General features: G+C 73.8%; 18 protein-coding genes. 5 read left to right on the top strand and 13 right to left on the bottom strand.

Annotated elements, in window-relative coordinates:
* Positions 1-91: 91 nt before the first annotated feature.
* Positions 92-934, bottom strand: coding sequence for an SDR family NAD(P)-dependent oxidoreductase (locus tag ACFVGO_RS04885; RefSeq protein ID WP_380630874.1), 843 nt, complete (start codon positions 932-934; stop codon positions 92-94).
* Between the two features lie 154 nt (positions 935-1,088).
* Between ACFVGO_RS04885 and ACFVGO_RS04880 the strand changes: the two genes are divergently transcribed.
* The gene (locus ACFVGO_RS04880) at positions 1,089-1,751 is read left to right on the top strand and encodes an NADPH-dependent F420 reductase (RefSeq protein WP_380630873.1); all 663 of its coding nucleotides are present in this window, start codon (positions 1,089-1,091) and stop codon (positions 1,749-1,751) included.
* A gap of 33 nt (positions 1,752-1,784) precedes the next feature.
* On the opposite strand, the gene galK is transcribed toward ACFVGO_RS04880, so the two are convergent.
* Both galK and galT read right to left on the bottom strand, forming a co-directional pair.
* Positions 1,785-2,912: a galactokinase gene (gene galK / locus ACFVGO_RS04875; RefSeq protein WP_359898810.1), complete on the bottom strand. Its 1,128-nt coding sequence runs from the start codon at positions 2,910-2,912 to the stop codon at positions 1,785-1,787.
* Positions 2,909-4,015, bottom strand: a complete 1,107-nt coding sequence (gene galT, locus ACFVGO_RS04870; RefSeq protein ID WP_380355516.1) for a galactose-1-phosphate uridylyltransferase — start codon at positions 4,013-4,015, stop codon at positions 2,909-2,911. The genes galK and galT overlap by 4 nt, the downstream gene beginning before the upstream one ends.
* Before the next feature lie 114 nt (positions 4,016-4,129).
* Here galT and ACFVGO_RS04865 point away from each other — a divergent pair, with 114 nt between their 5' ends.
* Positions 4,130-4,957 carry a DeoR/GlpR family DNA-binding transcription regulator gene (locus ACFVGO_RS04865; RefSeq protein WP_359898814.1) on the top strand — a complete coding sequence of 276 codons (828 nt, stop codon included), beginning with the start codon at positions 4,130-4,132 and terminating at the stop codon, positions 4,955-4,957.
* Here ACFVGO_RS04865 and ACFVGO_RS04860 read toward each other — a convergent pair.
* The 5 genes from ACFVGO_RS04860 to ACFVGO_RS04840 form a co-directional block, all read right to left on the bottom strand.
* Positions 4,954-6,138 (bottom strand): LacI family DNA-binding transcriptional regulator, encoded by a 1,185-nt coding sequence (locus tag ACFVGO_RS04860; protein ID WP_380630872.1) that lies wholly within the window; start codon positions 6,136-6,138, stop codon positions 4,954-4,956. The genes ACFVGO_RS04865 and ACFVGO_RS04860 overlap by 4 nt on opposite strands.
* Before the next feature lie 136 nt (positions 6,139-6,274).
* Positions 6,275-8,080 carry a glycoside hydrolase family 36 protein gene (locus ACFVGO_RS04855; RefSeq protein WP_380355510.1) on the bottom strand — a complete coding sequence of 602 codons (1,806 nt, stop codon included), beginning with the start codon at positions 8,078-8,080 and terminating at the stop codon, positions 6,275-6,277.
* Positions 8,081-8,082: 2 nt separating this feature from the next.
* A complete protein-coding gene (locus ACFVGO_RS04850; protein WP_380630871.1) occupies positions 8,083-9,033 on the bottom strand; it encodes a carbohydrate ABC transporter permease in 951 nt (316 codons plus the stop codon).
* Positions 9,030-9,944 (bottom strand): sugar ABC transporter permease, encoded by a 915-nt coding sequence (locus tag ACFVGO_RS04845; RefSeq protein ID WP_359898821.1) that lies wholly within the window; start codon positions 9,942-9,944, stop codon positions 9,030-9,032. Before ACFVGO_RS04845 ends, ACFVGO_RS04850 begins: the two co-directional genes overlap by 4 nt.
* Positions 9,941-11,287, bottom strand: a complete 1,347-nt coding sequence (locus tag ACFVGO_RS04840; RefSeq protein WP_380630870.1) for an extracellular solute-binding protein — start codon at positions 11,285-11,287, stop codon at positions 9,941-9,943. Before ACFVGO_RS04840 ends, ACFVGO_RS04845 begins: the two co-directional genes overlap by 4 nt.
* Before the next feature lie 423 nt (positions 11,288-11,710).
* Between ACFVGO_RS04840 and ACFVGO_RS04835 the strand changes: the two genes are divergently transcribed.
* Complete coding sequence (locus tag ACFVGO_RS04835; protein ID WP_380630869.1) at positions 11,711-12,292, top strand: hypothetical protein; 582 nt, start codon at positions 11,711-11,713, stop codon at positions 12,290-12,292.
* A 71-nt stretch (positions 12,293-12,363) separates the two neighbouring features.
* Here the strand turns inward: ACFVGO_RS04835 and ACFVGO_RS04830 are convergent, their stop codons facing one another.
* The 5 genes from ACFVGO_RS04830 to ACFVGO_RS04810 form a co-directional block, all read right to left on the bottom strand.
* A complete protein-coding gene (locus ACFVGO_RS04830; protein ID WP_380630868.1) occupies positions 12,364-13,590 on the bottom strand; it encodes a radical SAM protein in 1,227 nt (408 codons plus the stop codon).
* Between the two features lie 20 nt (positions 13,591-13,610).
* On the bottom strand, positions 13,611-14,345 hold the full coding sequence (locus ACFVGO_RS04825) for a hypothetical protein (RefSeq protein WP_359898829.1): 735 nt from the start codon (positions 14,343-14,345) through the stop codon (positions 13,611-13,613).
* Between the two features lie 205 nt (positions 14,346-14,550).
* Positions 14,551-15,375: a DUF2785 domain-containing protein gene (locus tag ACFVGO_RS04820; protein WP_380630867.1), complete on the bottom strand. Its 825-nt coding sequence runs from the start codon at positions 15,373-15,375 to the stop codon at positions 14,551-14,553.
* Between the two features lie 104 nt (positions 15,376-15,479).
* On the bottom strand, positions 15,480-16,862 hold the full coding sequence (lysA, locus tag ACFVGO_RS04815) for a diaminopimelate decarboxylase (RefSeq protein ID WP_380630866.1): 1,383 nt from the start codon (positions 16,860-16,862) through the stop codon (positions 15,480-15,482).
* Positions 16,863-16,938: 76 nt separating this feature from the next.
* The gene (locus ACFVGO_RS04810) at positions 16,939-17,112 is read right to left on the bottom strand and encodes a hypothetical protein (RefSeq protein ID WP_380630865.1); all 174 of its coding nucleotides are present in this window, start codon (positions 17,110-17,112) and stop codon (positions 16,939-16,941) included.
* 308 nt (positions 17,113-17,420) lie between these two features.
* On the opposite strand from ACFVGO_RS04810, the gene kdpB reads away from it, so the two are divergent.
* On the top strand, positions 17,421-19,592 hold the full coding sequence (kdpB, locus tag ACFVGO_RS04805; protein ID WP_380630864.1) for a potassium-transporting ATPase subunit KdpB: 2,172 nt from the start codon (positions 17,421-17,423) through the stop codon (positions 19,590-19,592).
* Positions 19,593-19,852: 260 nt separating this feature from the next.
* A complete protein-coding gene (locus ACFVGO_RS04800) occupies positions 19,853-20,338 on the top strand; it encodes a universal stress protein (RefSeq protein ID WP_359898838.1) in 486 nt (161 codons plus the stop codon).
* Positions 20,339-20,527 lie beyond the last annotated feature (189 nt).

Here is a 20,527-nt window from a genome sequence, read left to right as displayed (position 1 = left end):
CACGTGGACCCTGCTTGAGGGTCGTTTCTTTTTTCTTTGTCCCCAGCGGGTGAGTCTCCCCGCCCCCCCCCCCCCCCCGGGGCCGGGGCGGTCAGCCGGTCAGGGACGGGAAGGCCGGGACGAGCCCGCCGTCGATCACGATGTCCTGCCCGGTGATGTACGAGGAGCGGTCGGAGAGCAGGAAGGCGACCGTCTGCGCGACGTCCTCGGCGGTGCCCAGGCGGCCGAGCGGGACGTGGCCGCGGACCGCCTCGTGGTCGGCCGGGTCCGGGAGGGCCGCGTGGAAGATCTCGGTGACGATGTAGCCGGGGCTGACCGAGTTGACCCGGATGCCGCGGCCGGCCAGTTCGCTGCCGAGGGTGCGGGCGAGGCTGAGGACGGCGGCCTTGGTGGCGGCGTAGACGGCGGCGCCGGGCAGGCCGCGGTGCGGGGTCCAGGAGGCGTTGAGGACGACGGATCCGCCGCCGGCGGCGTCCAGCAGCGGCAGGGCGTGCTGGACGGTGAGGAACACGCCCTTGAGGTTGACGGCGACGATCCGGTCGAACTCGGCCTCCGTCACCTCGTCCACCGGCTGGAAGCCGGCCACGCCGGCGTTGGCGAAGACCCCGTCGAGCCGGCCGTACCGCTCCCGCACGGTGTCGGCCAGCCGGGCGAGGTCGGCCGCCACGGAGGCGTCGGCGCGGACGGTGAGCAGCCGGTCGCCGGCGTCGAGGCGCGCCGCGGCGCGGGCGAGCCGCGCGTCGTCGCGGCCGGTGACGACGACCCGGGCACCGGTGGCGAGGAGGTGACGGGCGGTGGCGAGGCCCATGCCGCTGGTGCCGCCGGTGACGAGGACCGTGGCGTCGCCGGGGACGGTGGCGTCGGAAAGAGCGGTGGCGTCGCCGGGGACGGTGGCGTCGGCAAGAGCGGTGGCGTCGGAGGAAGTGTGGCTCATGCCGTTCACCTTCGCGACCGGTGCCGGGACGGCACCAGGCCCGCCTCGACCGTGGGTCCCGGAAAACCACCCTGCAAACCGGGAATCGGCGCGATCACCGGACGGTTGGGCCAGGGCGACGGTCCAATACGGCACTCGCGAAGAGGGACTTCCCATGAAGATCGGCATCATCGGCGCGGGCAACATCGGCGGCAACCTGACGCGACGGCTGACGTCGCTGGGGCACGAGGTATCGGTGGCCAACTCCCGTGGCCCGGAGACGCTCAAGGCACTGGTCGAGGAGACCGGCGCGACGGCGGTGACGGTCTCCGAGGCCGCCCGGGGCGCGCAGGTCGTGGTGGTGACGGTGCCGCTGAAGCGCGTGCCGGACCTGCCCGCCGGGCTGCTGGACGGCGCCGCCGAGGGCGTCGCGGTGATCGACACCGGCAACTACTACCCGAAGGAGCGCGACGGCCGGATCGACGCGATCGAGGACGGCGGGCTCACCGAGAGCCGGTGGACGGAGCAGCACCTCGGGCACCGGGTGGTGAAGGTGTTCAACGGCACCTACGCCCAGGACCTGCTGGAGCGCCCGCGCCCGGCCGGGGACCCGGAGCGGATCGCCGTGCCGGTCGCGTCGGACGACGAGGCGGCCAAGCGGGTGGTGCGGGAGCTGGTCGACGCGTTGGGCTTCGACACCGTGGACGCGGGCGGGATCGACGAGTCCTGGCGCCAGCAGCCGGCCACCCCGGTGTACGGGCTGCGGGCCGGGGTCGAGGCGGTCACCCGGGCGCTCGCGGAGGCCTCCCCGGAGCGCCCGGCCGCCCACCGGGCGTAGGGCCTGTCCCGAGCCCCCGCCCGGCGGAGCGGTTCAGCGGAGCCGGCGCGCCCCCTCCGCCGGGACGGCGGTGAGGGTGCGCGGCTCGGCGTACCCGGCTTCGCGGAAGGCGGCGGTGACCTCGGCGGCGACGCGCTCGGCGGTGTCCGCGTCCACCAGGGCGATGACCGAGCCGCCGAAGCCGCCGCCGGTCATCCGCGCGCCGTGGGCGCCGGCGGCCAGGGCCGCGTCGACGGCGAGGTCGGTCTCCGGGCAGGAGACCCGGTAGTCGTCGCGCAGCGAGGCGTGCCCGGCGGTGAGGATCGGGCCGAGCGCGGCGGGGTCGCCGGCGTCCAGACGGGCGACGGCGGCCTCCACCCGGGCGTTCTCGGTGACCACGTGGCGCACCAGGGGAACCAGGTCCTCGGGGAGCCGGGCGAGCGCTTCGGCCAGTCCGGACTGCTGGAGCGAGCGGAGCGCGGGCAGCCCGAGCAGGGCGGCGGCGCGTTCGCAGCCGGCCCGCAGCGCGGCGTAGGCGCCGTCGCCGAGGTCGTGCTTCACCCGGGTGTCCAGGACGAGCAGGGCGAGGCCCGCGCCCGCGAGGTCGACGGGCACCTGACGCATCGTCAGATCACGGCTGTCGAGGAACAGGGCGGCCCCGGGGCGGCAGCACATCGAGGCCATCTGGTCCATGATTCCGCAGGGCACGCCGACGAAGGCGTTCTCGGCCCGCTGCGCCAGCACCGCCAGCTCCGGGCCCGCCAGGCCCAGCCCGTACAGGTCGTTGCAGACGGCGGCGACGACGCACTCCAGGGCGGCCGAGGAGGAGAGCCCGGCGCCGCCGGGCACGTCGCTGTCCAGCCGGAGGTCGGCCCCGCCGACCCGGTGCCCGGCCTCGCGCAGCGCCCACACCACCCCGGCCGGGTAGCCGGCCCAGCCGGGCACCGAGCCGGGGGCGAGGTCGTCCACCTTCAGCGTCACGAGGGCGCCGCCCTGGGCGGACCAGAGCCGCAGCAGTCCGTCCTCCCGCCGGGCGGCCTGGGCGCGGACGGTCCGCGGCAGGGCGATGGGGAGGACGAACCCGAGGTTGTAGTCGGTGTGTTCGCCGATCAGGTTGACCCGGCCGGGGGCGGCCCACTCCCCCTCGGAGGGGCGGCCGTACAGCTGCTCGAAGGTGTTCATGCGGCGACCTCCCGCAGCCGGCGGGCCGCGTCCTCGGGGGTGACGTCGTTGACGAAGGCGTCCATGCCGGATTCCACCCCGGCCAGGTACTTGAGCTTGTCGGCGGCGCGCCGGATGGTGAACAGCTCCAGGTGCAGGGCGAGTTCGTCCCGCTGTCCGGCCGGGGCCTGGTGCCAGGCGGAGATGTACGGGGTCCGGCCGGTGCCGAAGAGCCGGTCGAAGCGGCGCAGCAACTCCAGGTAGAGGGCGGGGAATTCGTCCCGCTGTTCGGCGTCCAGCGCGGTCAGGTCGGGCACCCGGCGGTGCGGGTGGAGGTGGACCTCGTACGGCCAGCGGGCGGCGAAGGGGACGAAGGCCGTCCAGTGCGTTCCGGCGAGCACGATGCGGTCGCCGTGGGCGCGTTCGGCGGCGAGCAGGTCCTCGAAGAGGTTGCGGCCGGTGGCGGCGCGGTGTTCGGCGGCACGGGTGGCCATCCGGGCGGTGCGCGGGGCGGTGAAGGGCAGGGCGTAGACCTGGCCGTGCGGGTGGGCGAGGGTGACGCCGATCTCGGCGCCCCGGTTCTCGAAGCAGTAGACCTGCCGCACGCCGGGCAGGGCGGAGAGTTCGGCGGTGCGGTCGGTCCAGGCGTCCAGGACGAGCCGGGCGCGCTCGGGGGTGAGGTCGGCGAAGGAGGCCTCGTGGTCGGCGGTGAAGCAGACCACCTCGCAGCGCCCGGCGCCGGGGCCGCTGGTCCACAGGCCCCCGGCCGCCCGGACGGGCTCCGCGGGCGGGCCGGCCAGCGAGGGGAAGCGGTTCTCGAAGACGGCCACCTGGTAGTCCTCGGCCGGGATCTCGCTGAGCCGCCCGTCCCGGGACGGGCAGAGCGGGCACTCCTCGGCCGGCGGCCGGTAGGTGCGCGCCTGGCGGTGGGCCGCGATGGTGACCCAGTCGCCGGTGGCCGGGTCCAGCCGGACCTCGGAACCGGGGGTCTGCGGGTCGAGCGGCCGTTCGTCCACCGCGCTCCGGGGGGCGGCGGTGCCGCCGTCGTAGTAGATCAGCTGCCGACCGTCCGCGAGGGTGGTCACTGTCCTGACGGTGGGCTGGGTCAGGGACGTACCGGGCATGGCCCTTCTTCCTCCGAGTGAAGCCATTGGACATGGGTAAATCAACAGAAAGCTACAATCTCAAACATTATCCACCATGAGCACGTGGCCGAAGTGCTCGAAGGAGGCCTCCCGATGGCTGACAGCGCCCAACCGCTCGCCGGACAGCGCCGCGTGCTGATCCTGGAGCAGATCCGCGAGCGCGGCGGGGTCCGGGTCACCGAGCTGGTCCGCGACCTCGGGGTCTCCGACATGACGGTCCGGCGCGACCTGGACGCGCTGGCGCGCCGGGGCCTGGTCCACAAGGTGCACGGCGGCGCCGTCCGGGTCGAGGCGCCGGCCACCGGCGAGCCCGGGTTCGAGACCAAGGCGCACTGGGAGCTGCCCGCCAAGGAGGCGATCGCCCGGGCCGCCGCCGCGCTCGTCCCGCCGGGTTCGGCGGTCGGGCTGGCCGGCGGGACGACCACCTTCGCGGTCGCCCGGCACCTGCGCGCGGTCGAGGGCCTGACCGTGGTGACCAACTCGCTGCGGATCGCCGAGCTGCTGGAACAGCCCGCCGAGGACGGCACGCCGGCCACCGCCACGGTGATCCGCACCGGCGGCGTGCGGACCCCCTCGGACGCGCTGGTCGGGCCGGTGGCCGACCGGGCGATCCGCTCCCTGCACGTCAACCTGCTGATCCTGGGCTGCCACGGGCTCTCCCCCGAGGCCGGGCTGACCACCCCGAACCTCGCCGAGGCGGAGACCAACCGCGCCTTCCTCCGGTCGGCCCGCCGGGTGGTCGTGGTCGCGGACCACACCAAGTGGAACGCGGTCGGCCTGGCCACCTTCGCCGACCTGGACCAGCTGGACGTCCTGGTCACCGACGACGCCCTGCCCGCCGAGCAGCGGGCGGCCGCCGCGGGCATGGTCGGCGAGCTGATCGTGGCGGCGACGGCGGACCGCACGAACCGGCCCGGCTAGCCCGACCGGTCCGGCCGCCCCGACTCACCCGACCGCCCCGGCTCACCCGACCGCCCCGGCTCGCCGAACCAGCCCGACCAGCCGGGTCGCTGCGTCCCGCCGGAGCGGCCCGAACTCCCCCGCACCACCAGCTCGGTGGGCAGCTCCAGCCCCTCGCCCGGCGCCGCCCGCCCGCGCACCTGGTCCAGCAGCCGGCCGACCAGCGCCGTGGCGATCGCCCGCAGCGGCAGCCGGACCGAGGTCAGCCCGGGATGGAGGTGCCGGCAGAGCGGCGTGTCGTGGAACCCGGTGACCGCCACCCCGCCGGGCCCGATCACCAGTCCGTCCGCCCGGACCGCCTCGTACACGTCCAGTGCCAGCAGGTCGCTGCCGGCCGCGACGGCGGTCGGCCGGTCGGGCCCGCGCAGCAGCGCCCGTACGGAGGCCGTCACGGAGCCCCCGGCCGCTCCCCCGGCCCCGTCACCGGCTCCGTCAACGGCCCCGGCCCTCGCCGTGCCCGTCGCCACCGCGGACAGGCCGAGCCGGTCGGCCTCGGCGAGGAACCCGGCCCGCCGCGCCGCCATCCAGGGCAGCTCCTCGGCGGCCCCGAGGTAGCCGATCCGGCGGTGGCCGAGCGCCGCGAGGTGCCGCACCACCTCGGCCATCGCCGCCTCGTTGCCGATGTCCACCCAGTGCTGCGGCTGCCCGGGCCCGGTCCGTCCGAAGCTGACGAACGGGACGCCGAGCCGGGCCGCATGGGCGATCCGGACGTCCTCGTGCAGCACGTCGGCCAGCACCAGTCCGTCCACCTGGCGGGCCGCCACCAGTTCGTCGATCGCCGCCGCCGGGTCGGCCGCGCCCTGCCCCGGCCGGAACAGCAGCACCCGCTGCCCGGCCGCCCCGGCCGCGTCGACCAGGGCCTCCAGGAAGCCGGCCATCAGCGGGTTCGGGTCGAGCGGGTCGTCCACCGGGGCGAGGTAGCCGATGGTGCGGCGGGCACCGCTGCGCAGCGAGCGGGCCGACTGGTCGGGCTGGTAGCCGAGTTCGCGGATCGCCGCGTTCACCCGCTCCAGGGTCTCCGGGCGGACCCGCTGCGGCGCGTTCAGCGTGTTGGAGACGGTCTGCCGGGAGACCCCGGCCGCCCGGGCGACCTCCTCGATCGTGGCGGCGCCACGGCGCGGCCGGTGCGGTCCCTCGGGCATGCGGTCCTCCAGGGGTGGTCGGGGCTCGGGACGACGGGGCCGGCGCCGGTCCGCCGCCCCGAGCGGGTCGGGCCCTGCGCGGGACCGGGCCCGACGCGGGGTCAGGGCCCGGCGCAGGGTCAGGCCCGGCGCGAGGTCAGGCCCGGCGCAGGGTCAGCAGTCCGCCGCGCGGCACCACGATCGCGTCCGCCCGGTCCAGCTCGACCTCGCCCTGCCGGACGATACGCCCCCGGGCGTCCTGCACCGTCACCGCCACCTGCCCGCGGCCGCCGGTGAGCCGGACGTCCGGGTCGGCGTCGGCGTTGGCGACCAGCAGGGTGCGCCAGTCCCCGCCGGAGACGTCCACCGGCAGTGCGGCGTAGCGGGCCACCGCCACGGTGTCGGCGCCGCGCGCGGTGACCATCGGGTAGCCGAGGTCCGGGCGGGCCGGGAGCAGTTCGCCGAGCTGGAGGGTGGCGGTGTGCTCGCGGAAGACGCCGAGCCAGAAGGCGATGGTCTCGCGCTGGGCCTCGCTCTGCGCGGCGAGGTCGACGGAGATCTGCGGCACCGAGAACAGCACGTTGATCAGGTGGCAGGCGACCTGCTCCGGCGGCTCGCCCTGGTGCCACATCAGCATGTCGGCGTGGACGGGGACGGGCCCGGCCGCGAGCCGCACGTCGACGGTCCGCTGCCGGTTCTCCTGCGGGCTGAGCGGGCAGTCGGTGGCGCGGATCATGGTCGCGTACGGCCACAGGCCGGGGCTGACGTACGGCTGGCGGTGCTCGATCATCGCCTCCGGGTCGGCGGCGGTGATCCGGCCGCGGATCCCGGCGAGCAGCCGCTCCACGCCCTCGTCGACGGTCGCGCAGTCCGCGCCGGGGCGGGCCGGCGGGGCGTCGGCGCTCTCGGCGGCGCGGGCGAACCAGTCGACGAAGTCCACCTTGAGGCCGTCCATGCCCCACTCCTCGACGGCCCGGGCGAGCCGGTCGGTGAGGAAGGCCCGGACCTCGGGGTGGCGCGGGTCGGCGACGATCGCGCCCATGTGGGCGGCGTCGGCCAGCGCGAGGTGGCCGATCTCCCGGTACGCGGCGCTGTCCTTGCCGATGAACGGCAGCGCGTACCAGAGCATGTAGCGCACGCCGAGGTCGTGCACCCGCCGCACGTGGGCGGCGGTGTCGGGCAGCGAGACCGGCTCCCAGTCGCCGCAGTGGGCGTAGCCGCGGGTGCGGTCGGCGGTCATCCAGCCGTCGTCCACGATGATCACGTCCAGGCCCAGCTCCTTGCCGAGCGCGGCCTGGGTCTCGACGCCCTTGGGGGTGATGTCCTGGTGCATCGAGTACCAGGTGGAGTACGCGGGGCGGCGGGCGGCGTCCGGGATGTCGGCCGTGCGGCCCTCGCCCCACCAGGCGGCGAGGTCGGCCAGGGCGCGCCCGAAGTGCCGGCGGGAGGTGTCGATCCGGACGGTGAGCCGGTCGGTGGCCTGGGCCCAGAACCGGAACTCGCCGGTCTCCTCGACCACTCCGGCCCCGGTCAGCACGTCCGGACGCCCGGCGGCGAAGGCGCACAGGGCGACGTCCCCGGTGCCGACCAGTGCGGCGATCGGCGCGCCGTTGGCCAGCGAGGTGCGGCGCGGGGCGCTCCAGGCGGCGGGCAGCCGGCCGGTGCCGCGCGGCTCGGGGGTCCACAGGGCGGTGGCGTCCACGCAGGGCACGCGCCACTCGATCCGCACCTCGCCTGCGCCCTCGGCGGTCACCTCCACCACCCCGTCGGCGATGCCCCGGGCCGTGCCGGTGCCGCTCACCCGCAGGTCCAGCCCGTCGGCGTACAGCCGGCGCAGGCCGCCGGCGGCGGTGGGGGCGTGCGGCTCCCAGACGTCGTCGGTGCCGGTCGTCGTCCCGCCCGTGCTCCCGCTCGGGCTCCCGGTCGTGCTCTCGTTCCTGTTCTCGGTCGTGCTCTCGGTCATGGTCAGCCCTTCGTGGCGCCGGCCAGCAGGCCGGAGATGAACTGCCGCTGGAGGACCAGGAAGAGGACCATCATCGGCAGGGTGGACAGCGCGGTGCCGGAGAGGATCGCGCCGTAGTCGGTGTTGGACTTGTTGCCGTGCAGCGTCGCCAGGGCGACCGGCAGGGTGTGCATCTCGGGGCTGCGCAGGGCGATCAGCGGCCAGACGAACTGGTTCCAGGACCCCAGGAAGAGGAAGATCGACAGCGCCGCCAGCACCGGCCGCATGACCGGCACCACCACGCTGAACAGCACCCGGATCTCGCCCGCGCCGTCGACCCGCGCGGCGTCCAGGAGTTCGTCCGGCAGGCTGCTCAGCGACTGCCGCATCAGGAAGATGGCGAACGGCACGCACAGGCCGGGCAGGATCAGCGCCTGGTAGGTGTCCAGCAGGCCGAAGTTCGTCATCATCTTGAACAGCGGTACCAGCGTGACCTGTTCGGGCACCACGAGGGTGGACAGCAGCAGTGCGAACAGCAGGGTGCGGCCGCGGAAGCGGAACTTGGCGAAGGCGTAGCCCGCGAGCAGCGCCACGACGAGGGCGCCCAGCGTCTGGACCCCCGCCACCAGCACGGAGTTCCCGATCACCCGGAGCAGGCCGATCTTCTGCTGGAGGTGGCTCAGGTTCTCGCCGAGGCTCCCGCCGGGCAGCAGCTTGGGCGGCCAGTCGAAGACCTCGGTGTCCTTGCGGGTGGCGGAGACCACCAGCCAGTAGAAGGGGGCGATCGACAGCCCGGTGATGCCGGCCAGGAAGAAGGTGAGCGGCCAGCCGCGCAGCTTCTTGAGGGGGTTCGCCCTCCGGGGGGTCGCGCCCCCGGGCGCAGCGCTCCGGGGTGTCGCGCCCTCGGGCGTCGTGCTCCCGGGCGTCGTGGTCCCGGGCGTCGTGGTCTGGGGGGTGGTGGTCTTGGAGGTCACTTGTCGCGCTCTCCCATCAGGCGCATCTGGAGGGCGCCGAGCACCGACACGATCAGGGTGAGCGCGTAGGCGATGGCGGAGGCGTAGCCGAAGTCGAAGTACCGGAAGCCGTTCTGGTACAGGTACATGGAGACGGTCAGGGTGGCGTTGTCCGGCCCGCCGCCGGTCAGCACGTACGGCTCGTCGAAGAGCTGGAGCGTGCCGATGGTCGAGAGCACGACCGTGAACAGCAGCACCGGACGCAGCGCGGGGACGGTGATCGAGGTGAAGCGGCGGATCGGACCGGCGCCGTCGACCATCGCGGCCTCGTACAACTCCTTCGGGATGGACTGGAGTCCGGCGAGGTAGATGACGGCGTTGTAGCCGGTGTAGTGCCAGGTGAGCACCACCACGACGGCCATCCGGGCCCAGACCGGCTGGCCCAGCCAGTCGACGGAGGGCAGGCCGACGGCGTTCAGCACCCAGTTGACCGCGCCGTCGTCGGACTTGAGCAGGTAGGCGAACATCACGCCGGTGGCGACCAGGCCGGTGACCGAGGGCATGAAGACGCCGAGTCGCCACACCGTGCGCCAGCGCACCACCGCGGAGTTGATGCCGACGGCCATCAGCAGGGCCAGTCCGAGCATCAGCGGGACCTGGACGACGAGGATCTCGCCGGTGTTGCGCAGGGCCGTCCAGAACAGCGGATCGTCCAGCAGCCGCTGGTAGTTGGCGATGCCGGCGCTGCGGGTGGCGGCGCCGGCGCCGGTGGTGAAGGAGAGCCACAGCGACTCGATGATCGGGTAGGCCTTGAACACGCCGAAGGTGAGCAGGGCCGGGGCGAGCAGCAGGTACGGCAGGGCGGTGCGCCGCCGGCGGCTCGGCCGGGCCTTCCCGGCGAGGGCGGCGGAGGTCGGGCTGGCGGCACTCATGCGATACCGCGCCCCGTCTGCTGGGCGAGCTGCTTGGCGGCGTCCTGGAGGACGGCGGCCGGGTCGGCGCCCTTGAGGAGGACCTTGGTCTGGGCGTCGCTGACGAGCTTGAGGGCGCGGGCGTAGTCGCCGGAGTAGTTGGTGGGGTCGCCGCCCTCGATGGCGAGGTCGGTGAAGGTCTTGAGCACCGCCTGGCCCCCGTAGAAGGCGCTGGGCGCGGCGTACATCGGGTCGGCGTAGGCCTCGGTGAGGGCCGGGAAGACGCCGCCCGCGTTGAACATCGTGTTGACCGAGGCCGTGCGGGTGAGCGCGTACTCGACGAACTTCCAGGCGGCGCGGCGGCGCGGGCTGGAGGCGGCGACGGCCAGGTGGGTGGAGTTGACCAGCGCGGTGCGCTTGCCGCCGGGGGTGACCGCCGGGGGCTTGGTGAGGCGCCAGTTGCCGCTCTGGTCGGGGAACTTCTTCTCCAGGTAGTGCGCGACCCAGGTGGGCATCGCGGCCACCGCGAGCTTGCCGCTCTTCATCACCGGCTGCCAGCTCTGGACGCCGGGGGTGTCACCGATCAGCCCGGCCTCGTCCAGCCGCTTGATGATGGTCAGGGCCCGCACGGCCGGCTCCGAGGCGACGGTGATCTTGCCCTGGAGGTCGAAGTAGAAGGCGCCCTGGAGCTGCATCAGGCCCTGGAGGAAGTCCAGGTCGGGGGTGGGGTTGGCGGCCCGGTTGACGCCGATCAGCGCGATGCCGGGGTTGGCGGCCTTGAAGCGGTCGGCGACGGCGAGCAGGTCGTCCCAGGTGGCGAAGGCCTCGGGGTCGATGCCCGCCTTGTCGAAGTAGTCCTTGCGGTAGAAGAAGCCCAGCGCGTTGACCTCCCAGGGCAGCGCGTAGGCGTGGCCGTCCTTGCCGGTGACGACCGGCCACAGGCCCTTGGCGAACTTGTCCTTGTGGGCGTCGGCGCCGAGCGCGGAGAGGTCGGCCAGGCCGCCGGGGAACTTCTCCTGGTAGCCGGGCAGGTAGTCACAGCCGATGTGGAGGACGTCGCCGAGGCCCTGGCCGCCGGCCGCCAGACCGACGGTGATCTTGTCCCAGATGGCGGGCTCGCCGATGTCCTGGACGTCGACCTTGATCCCCGGGTTGTCCTTCTCGAAGGCCGGGACGATGCCGCGCAGGGCGTCGGCGGCGGTGGCCCAGGACCAGACGGTGATCGTGCCGGTGTCGGCGTCCCCGCCGGCGGCGCCTCCCGAGCCGGAGCCGCCGCCGCAGGCCGCGAGGGTGCCGCCGGCGGCGACGGCCAGCAGGCCGGCTCCGGAGGCGCGGAGAAGGTCGCGACGAGAAAGGTGTGACATTGCATTCCTCTCGGTGGGGTGGCGCCGGAAGGCTGTGATGCGCAGGGGGTGGTGGGTGTGACAGGTGCGACGGGGGTCGCTCGGGTCCGTTTGAACGTTCAAACACACAAAACAGACCAGAACCAAACAGGTTCGAACGAGCGGACACAGCAAACGCCCGCCCTCCCCGTGCCGTCAAGCCCTGGAGAGGGGAACGGCGGGCTCCGCAACCGTTCCGTTATCAGCGGGTGACTCGACCCGGCGGGAGGGGTCCGGGTCGCTTTCCGGCCAGGTTTGTCATGTATTCATCCAGTCTCGACCGGCCCCACCGTCCGTCCGACTAGGGTCGGTCCAGCTCCGCGGCACGGCGTCGTACGGCCATCGCGCGGCGCTTCGCGGACCCGTCGATTGGACTGGTGAGAAGTGAACATCAAGTATCGCCACGTGCTCGGTCGTTCATGGACGGCGGCAGTCCGGGGCCGGCTCGCCGCCGCGGTGGGGGTGGTCACCCTGCTGGTGGCCGTCCTCACCGGCACGGCCGCCGGCACGGCCGGTGCGGCACCGGTCGCCGCCGCCCAGGCCTCCCCCGGATGGGTCTGTCCCGGCACGCCCGTACCGGACGGCTACGTGATCACCCAGCGCCAGCCGAGCGGGTGCAACAAGGCCGGCGCCTGGTACATCCAGCCCGTGCAGAACGGCATCTGGACCTGCGCCACCTCTCCGATTCCCCCCGGCTACGTGATCACCCTCCACAACGCCACCGGCTGCAGCGGCATCGACTACTGGTACCTGGAGCTGCCCCGCGACGGCCAGTACACCTGCGCGGGTTCGCCTATCCCGCCCGGCTACGTGCTCACCGGCCACATGAACTCCGGCTGCGGCAACATCGGCTCGTGGTACCAGCAACTGGCCCGCGTCGGCGAGTACATGTGCCCCTACCAGCCCGTTCCGGCCGGCTTCCGCGCGGGCACCTACAACGCGAGCATGTGCAGCGGCCTCGGGGGCTGGTACCTGCTCGCCGCCTGATCCGACCGCCGCCGGCGGGCACCGCGCAGCACCCGGTGCCCGCCGGCGAGGGGGCAGGTCCGGTCCGCCGCCTACGGGGCGCCCCCGTCGGCGCCGGGGAAGCGCGTTCCCGGGGTGACCGGGATCCCGCGGGACATGGCCTCGAAGTCCAGGATCGGGTGGGTCAGGATCTCCTCGACCTCGTCGGTCAGGAGGTTGCCCAGGATGAACTCCTCCTCCGCGCCCGACCCGAAGGTGACGACCTGCCCGCTCGACTGGATCATCCAGTTCAGCAGCTCCCGCTCGCTGCTCTCCGCGAGGTGGATCTCCCGGCCGGGGTGGTCGCGCCGGATCCCGTCCACGACCGCGCGGACGTCCTCGACCGCCACCCCGAGCCTGCGGACCGTGGCCGGCGACGCCCGCCGGCCCCACCACTGGAAGATCACCCACTGGGCGACCGAAGGGTGGGACATGATCTCGGCGGCGAGCTCCGGCAGTTGGTGGAGGTTCTCGGCACTCGCCACGGTGTGCACCCGCACCCGGTCGAAGCCCTCGGCGTCGCACAGGGCGAGGGATTCCAGCAGCGCCCGGAGGAGGTCGGCGTCCGGGCTGCGGCGGAACGCCCGCTGCACGTCCGCGGTGACGGCGTCCAGCGGCAGCCGCAGCGAGGACAGGCCGCGGAGGCGGTCGAGCTTCTCGGCGGTGAGCGTGTATCCGGTGGTGTCGAGGCCGACCTTGAGGCCGGCGGCGATCGCGTGGTCGACCACGTCGAAGATCGGCGGCCACAGCAGCGGGTCGCCGCCCGCCAGCACCAGGTCGGTGGTCCCGTGCGCGGCCAGCTTCGCGATGATCCGGTCCGCCTGGGCCAGGTCGATCTGCTCCGCGGCGAACGGGTTGTAGCAGCCCTGGCAGGACATCGGACAGCGGTTGTTGATCGACCAGTTGACCCGCCGGACGCCACGTCCGGTGCGCGGCCGGCCGGCCCGGCTCCGGATCCCCGCCACCAGGTGGGCCAGCCGCCGGCTCTGCGGGAGGACGGCTCCGGCGAGCAGGTCCTCGGCCCGTTCGACGGCGGCCGCGGTGGCGTTGTTCTGGAGCAGCAGGAACGCCAGGCGCCAGCGCATGGTCTCGTCCGCCGGGTCCCGGCCCAGGGCCAGTTCGACCCGCTCGGTCAGGGCGCCGAGGTAGCCCGGGTTGAAGTTGGCGGGCTCCAGGCGCCGTTGGAAGTCGTCGGCTATCGACCCGCGTTCCAAGGACCTGTCGTAGCCGGCCCGCAAGGGGTGCGGGGGCAGGATCTCCACGTGCTGCCGGGTGGACATGGGGTGCTCTCCGGTGGTGGTCAGTTCGGGGCGGACGGCAGCAGGACGACCATCGAGTCGGCGGACGACAGGCCCATGCTCTCGACGAAGACCGCGTCGCGGACGAGCTGCGCGACGGCGGGGTGGGTGGGGGTGGCGAGGTAGCGCGCGGTGGATTCGAGCGGGGTGACGCCGCGCTCGGCGATCAGGGCGCGCAGGGCGTGCGGGAGGTCGTCGAGGCCGTCGCGCACCCCCTTGAGGTCGAACCGGTCGGCCAGCCGCGTCGCGGCCCTGCGGGCCTTGGCGAGGTTGGTCGTCGGGTCCACGGCCGTCGCCTTCGCCAGGTAGTAGGGGACGGGCTGCATCATCCAGGCCAGTGCCCCGTGCGGGTCGCCGTCGTCGCGGCCCGGCAGGTCGAAGCCCTCCGGTCCGAGTGCGAGGCCGTCGCAGAACCACTCGGGCCTCATGCTGATCCGGTAGTGGGCGTGGCCGGCCAGCCGGAACGCCGGGAGCCTGGCGATGACGGACGTCGTCTCGATCCGGAAGGTGTCGGAGATCCGCCGCATCCTCCGTCCCACCACGTCGCGGACTTCCGGCACGTCCGCGTCCTCGGCCACGACGTGGACCAGGTCGAGGTTGGAGACGACGTCTCCGCTCGGCCCGGTGCGGTGGTCGCCGCGGGCGAGGGAACCGGTCGCCGCCACCGACATGTCGGTGACGTCGGCGAACTCGCGGGCCAACTCCTGGAACAACAGGGGGACGTCTTCGGGTCTCACGTGGCTCCTCGGGTGTCGGCGGCGGCGGCGAAGGAGCGATCCTTCACCCTCTCTTCCAAGTCCTTTTACATCGTGGAGAGTTCGTATTCAGTCGCGCAGCCTAACAGCGGCCCGCCACAAATGGTCGAGTTCGCATCAATTACCTCATGCGTCAGGGATGACAAACCGACAGAAGCGGTCCTGTTCAGTCACATTGGGGGACGCGTCAGGCGCCCTCGGACCGGGTGGGGATCCCGTCCCCGGCCTGTCCGAGCGGCAGGCGCAGCACCTCGGCCACCCGGGCCTTGACCACCTCGCCGTGGGCGAGCGGGACGGGGCGGCCGCCGCGGTCCGCGCAGACCCCGAGGTCCGCCAGCAGGTACAGGGCCCGCAGGGTGCGGACGGCGTTGGAGGCCCAGACCGGCATCGGCCCGTACTCGTACGGGGCGAGGGCCTCGGCGATCGGTGCCAGCCAGGCGGTCGACCGCTCCGGCGTCAGGTCGGGGCGGGTGAGGACGAGGGCCACCGCCTTGGCGAGCCGGTCGTCCTCCCGCTCCGCGAACAGGTACTCCGTCGGGGCGAGCAGGCGCTCGGCGGCGAGCCCGAGCAGTGGTCCGGGGTCGACCTCGGGCCGCAGGCCGAAGGCCCCCAGCAGGTCCGCGCCGTGCGCCACCGCGTGCAGCCAGCCGAGCGTGTCGTCACGGCCCCGCAGGTCGGCCTCCGCGCGGTACCAGGCGGCGAACGCGTCGAGCCACCCGGGCCCGGCACCGCCCCGGTTCACGATCATCCTCAGGACGAGCGGGGCGAAGGTCCGCGCCTCGATCCGCGGATCGGTGAAGCGCTCCGCCATCAGGTCACCGAGCGCCAGACACCGCTCGCGGTCGATCACCCCGCTCCGTATCCAGGCGTCCAGCACCGCGTACGGGTAACCGTCCCTGATCTCGGGGTCCGGGCTCCCCAGAGCCTCCGCCAGCTCCGCGGTCAGGTCGTCCAGCCCGCGCCCCGGGGGGAGTGCACAGTCGTTCTCGTGGATCTCGCGCCAGTTCGTCACGGGGCGGGACCCTATCAACGGCGGACAGGGCCTCCCACCTGCTTTTTCCGCGCGGGAAGTCGACCCGGCCGACTTTCCGCGCAACCGCCGTCAGCCGTCAGCCGTCAGCGGCCGACCTCGCGCAGGCGGAAGTCCTCGACCGTCTCCCGCCGGATCAGCAGCCGCGCCCGGCCGTCCTTCACCGCCACCACGGCCGGGCGGCCGACCAGGTTGTAGCCGGACGCCATCGACAGCTGGTACGCACCGGCCGCCGGCATCGCCAGCAGGTCGCCCGGGCGCAGGTCGGCGGGCAGCGCCGCGTCCCGCACCAGCACGTCCCCGGCCTCGCAGTGACGGCCCACCACGTCCACCCTCGCCTCCCCCGCCTCCGAACGGCGGCCGACCAGCCGCACCGCGTACGGCGATCCGTACAGCGCCGGGCGCGGGTTGTCGCTCATGCCGCCGTCCACCGCGACGAAGCAGCGGCCGTCGGCCGAGTGCTTGACGGACAGCACCCGGTACACGGCCACCGCGGCCGGACCGGCCACGGCGCGACCGGGTTCGACGATCAGCCGGGGCACCTCCAGCCCGGCCTCCGCGCAGCGCACCGCCAGCCGGTCGGTCACCCGCACCGCGAACCCGGCGAGGTCCAGCGCCTCGTCCCCCGCCAGGTAGCGGATGCCGTGGCCGCCGCCGAGGTCCAGCTCCGGCAGTTCCACGCCGTGCCGCTCCCGCACCTCGGCGAGCAGCCGCACCAGCGCGTCCACCGCGAGCAGGTACGGCTCGACCGAGGTGATCTGCGAGCCCAGGTGGCAGTGCAGTCCCGCCAGTTCGAGGCCCGGCTGGTCGAGCACCCGGGCGACGGCGTCCGCCGCGTCACCGCCCTCGATCGGGAAACCGAACTTCTGCCCGCCGACCCCGGTGCGCACCGCCGCGTGGTGCCCGGCGGCGATCCCGGGAACCACCCGGACCAGCACCTTCTGCGGTGTGTCCGCCGCCACCAGCGCGGCCAGCCGGGCGATCTCCGCCGGGCCGTCGATCACGATCCGCCCGACCCGCAGCCGCCGCGCCAGCCGCAGCTCCTCCGGGGACTTGGCGTTGCCGTGCAGCAGGATCCGCTGCGCCGGGAAGCCGGCCGAGACGGCCAGCCAGAGCTCGCCCGACGAGCAGACGTCCAGCCCCAGCCCCTCCTGCTCCACCCAGTCGGCCATCGCGCTGCACAGGAAGGCCTTGGCCGCGTACAGCACCTCGGCGTGCGGCAGCGCCCGCCGGTAGGCCCGGGCCCGGCCCCGGACCTCGGCCTCGTCCAGCACGTACAGCGGGGTGCCGAACCGCTCGGCGGCCTCCGCCAGTCCCACACCGCCGACCAGCACCTCGCCTCCCCGGCCGGGCCGCGCCGAGGCGGGCCAGGGGCCGCCGAGCGCATCGGCGGAGGTGGTGACGGACGTGGGGGCGGTGACGGACGCGGGGGCGGGGGCGGTGACGGGCCGGGCGACGAGCTGGGTCATGGCGGCTACTCCTGTGGGCGGGCGCGTGGGCGACGGGGTGCTCCGGCGGGTGTCGGTCCGGGTGTCGGTCCGGGTGTCAGTCCTCGTAGTGCATCGCGAACCGGCAGTGCGCCGGACGGGTGCGTTCCCGGTCCGCCGCCGGGGCCGGTTCCGGCGGCCCGGGGCGGTCCCGGCGCCAGGCGACGGCCACCGGGCGGACCGTCCGCTCCAGCGGCTCGTCGAGGTCGACGACGGCGGTGACAGTGGTCATGGCAGGTCCCTTCCAGCGGCGGCCCGTACGGCCGGACACCTCCAGTGGAGACCCTCCGCACACCGACCGCACCCGTCCTTGACGCATGACGTACGTCCCGGGCCCGGTCCTTGACGCCCTCCTGACAGTGGTCCTGCGGCGGCCCGTCCGCGGTGTCAGGAGTCTGTCAAGGACGGCCGCCGCGCCGCCAAGGCCTCGTCAAGGCGGGCATGTCCCCCGGTGCTCCGGTGGTGGGCTGTCCGCCGTCCCCGCAGCCCCACCGAACCGCCGCCCCACCCGACCGGGCGGCCCGGAAGGTCCCCGAGACGATGCGCCGTTCGGCCCTCACCACCCCGGACACCACCGACCAGCAGAACCTGTTCCGGCGCCCGGACCGTGCGCCCGGGCCGCCGCCCGGCCACCGGCCCACCTCGCCGGGCGTCCGCCGCCAGCTGATCACCCGCCGCCAGCTGGCCGAGGCACTGCCCGCCGCCGTCCGCAAGCTCCACCCGCGCACCATGACGCGCAACCCGGTGATGCTGGTGGTCGAGTGCGGCTCCGCGCTCACCACCGTCAGCGCCGTCCTCCACCCGAGCGTCTTCGCCTGGGTGATCTCCTTCTGGCTCTGGCTGACCGTGCTGTTCGCCAACCTGGCCGAGGCCGTCGCGGAGAGCCGCGGCAAGGCGCAGGCCGAATCGCTGCGCCGCGCCCGGTCCACCACCACGGCGCGACGACTGCCGCACTGGCGGGTCGGCACCCGCGACCTGCGCCACGAGGTCGTTCCCGCCGAGCAGTTGCTGCTGCACGACATCGTCCTCGTGCCGGCCGGCGAGGTGATCCCGCGGGACGGCGAGGTGGTCGAAGGCGTCGCCGCCGTCGACGAGTCCGCGATCACCGGGGAGTCCGCGCCGGTGCTCCGGGAGTCCGGCGGCGACCGCACCGGCGTCACCGGCGGGACGAAGGTCCTCTCCGACCACCTGGTCGTCCGGGTCACCTCGCGGCCCGAGCAGAGCTTCGTGGACCGGATGATCGCCCTGGTCGAGGGCGCCGACCGGCAGAAGACGCCGAACGAGGTCGCGCTCAACATCCTGCTGGCCTCGCTGACCATCGTCTTCCTGCTGTCCGTCGTGTCGCTCCAGCCGATGGCCATCTACGCCAACGCGCCGCAAACCACCATCGTGCTGGTCGCGTTGATGGTCGCCCTCATCCCGACCACCATCGGCGCCCTGCTCTCCGCCATCGGCATCGCCGGCATGGACCGGCTGGTGCAGCGCAACGTGGTCGCGCTCTCCGGCCGGGCGGTGGAGGCCGCCGGGGACGTGGACGTGCTGCTGCTCGACAAGACCGGCACCATCACCCACGGCAACCGCCGGGCCGTCGCCCTGCACCCGCTGCCCGGCGCGACCACCGAACAGCTCGCCGAGGCCGCCCAGTTGGCCTCCGTCGCGGACGGGACACCGGAGGGGCGGTCACTGGTCGAACTGACGAACCGTCAATACTGGGTGCCGCCGCGCTCCCCCGGCGAACTCGGCGAACAGCGGCCCGTGCCGTTCACCGCGCACAGCCGGATGAGCGGCGTGGACCTCACCTGGCCGGACGGCACCACCTGCCTGATCCGCAAGGGCGCCGCGAGCGCCGTCGCCCGCTGGGTGGTGGACTCCGGCGGACGGCTGCCGATGGAGGCCGAGCCGCTGGTGGACCGGATCGCCGGGTCCGGCGGCACCCCGCTGCTGGTCGCCGTCCACGACCGGCACGGCGCACGGGCGTTGGGCGTCGTCGAGCTCAAGGACGTGGTGAAGGAGGGCATCGCCGAACGCTTCGCCGAGCTGCGGCGGATGGGCATCCGTACGGTCATGGTCACCGGGGACAACCCGCTGACCGCGCGCGCCATCGCCGATGAGGCCGGGGTGGACGACTTCCTCGCCGAGGCCACCCCGGAGGACAAGCTCGCCCACCTGCGGCGCGAGCAGGCCGCCGGGAACATGGTCGCGATGACCGGCGACGGCACCAACGACGCCCCCGCGCTCGCCCAGGCCGACGTCGGCGTCGCGATGAACTCCGGCACCCCGGCCGCCAAGGAGGCCGGCAACATGGTCGACCTCGACTCCAACCCGGCGAAGCTGATCGAGATCATCCGGGTGGGCAAGCAACTCCTCATCACCCGAGGCGCGTTGACCACCTTCTCGATCACCAACGACGTGGCCAAGTTCTTCGCGATCATCCCCGCGATGTTCGCGAACGCCTACCCCGGGCTGCACCACCTGAACATCATGGAACTGCACAGCCCCACCTCGGCGATCGCCTCCGCGATCATCTTCAACGCGCTGATCATCGTCGCCCTGATCCCGCTCGCCCTGCGCGGCGTGCGCTACCAGCCGGCCTCCGCGACCGACCTGCTCCGGCGCAACCTGCGGGTGTACGGACTGGGCGGGCTGGTGCTGCCGTTCCTCGGCATCAAGGCGATCGACCTGCTGATCCAGTTCGTCCCGGGGCTGGGCTGAGACACCGGCCGGGAGGCATCGGCCGGGAGACACCGGCCGGGAGGCATCGACCGGGAGGCACCGGCCGGGAAATCCCGCCGCACCGCCGCCGACGGGCCGTGTCAGAAGGCCGTCAAGATGTGTGCGACCTGCGTCATGGTGGTGTCAGCGGCGGTACGGAGGCGTCCGTTCCGGGGTTCACTTGAGTCATCCGAAGCAAGGAGTGCCGAACCGGCGGAGCCCGATGGAGAGAGTCGCCGGAGAGACGGAGGCGAACGGCCATGACCGGGACCACCCGAGTGATCGTCGGCCTGAGCGGGTCACTGAGCAGTCTGGCCGCCCTCTACCACGCCGTCGGCGAAGCAGCCCGGCACGAAGCGATGCTGGTGCCCGTCGCCGCCTGGACCGCGATCGAGCGGGACGGCCGGCGCCCGCCCTCCGAACTGGAGCACGCCGCGCGCCGGCGCCTCGACATCGCCTTCGAACAGGCCTACGGCGGCTACCCGTCCGGCCTGGTCATCCACCCGCTGGTGGTCAACGCCGAACCCGGCCCCGCCCTGGTCGGCGCCGTCACCGGCCCGGAGGACCTGCTCGTCCTCGGCGCCGCCACCCGCCGCCGCCTGGACCGCCTGCGGCACGGCTCCGTCGCCCGCCACTGCCGCCACCGGGCCGGCTGCCGGGTGATCGAGGTCTCGCCCTCCGCCCTGCTCACCCGCCTCGAACTGCCCGCCCGCACCGGCGCCCCGCTCCCCCTGCTGGCCCGCTGACGACGCGCCGCCCCGCGCCCGAACGCCCCAGCCGTCCCACCTGCGAGCGCCCCACCCTCAGCGCCCACCCGCGCGCCCCGGCCACCCCACCCAGGGGGGCGGGGGGGGGGTTGTTCCTTCCGGGGGGCAGAAAGGGGAAACACACTCCCCTCCCCCCAAACTTTAGGTGTTTCAACAAACCCCCAGACC

The sequence above is a fragment of the Kitasatospora sp. NPDC057738 genome, from assembly GCF_042798815.1.
Classification (GTDB): Bacteria; Actinomycetota; Actinomycetes; order Streptomycetales; family Streptomycetaceae; genus Kitasatospora; species Kitasatospora lactacystinica.
The sequence above is the reverse complement of the archived record's forward strand: the minus strand, read 5'-3'. Positions and strand labels throughout refer to the sequence as shown.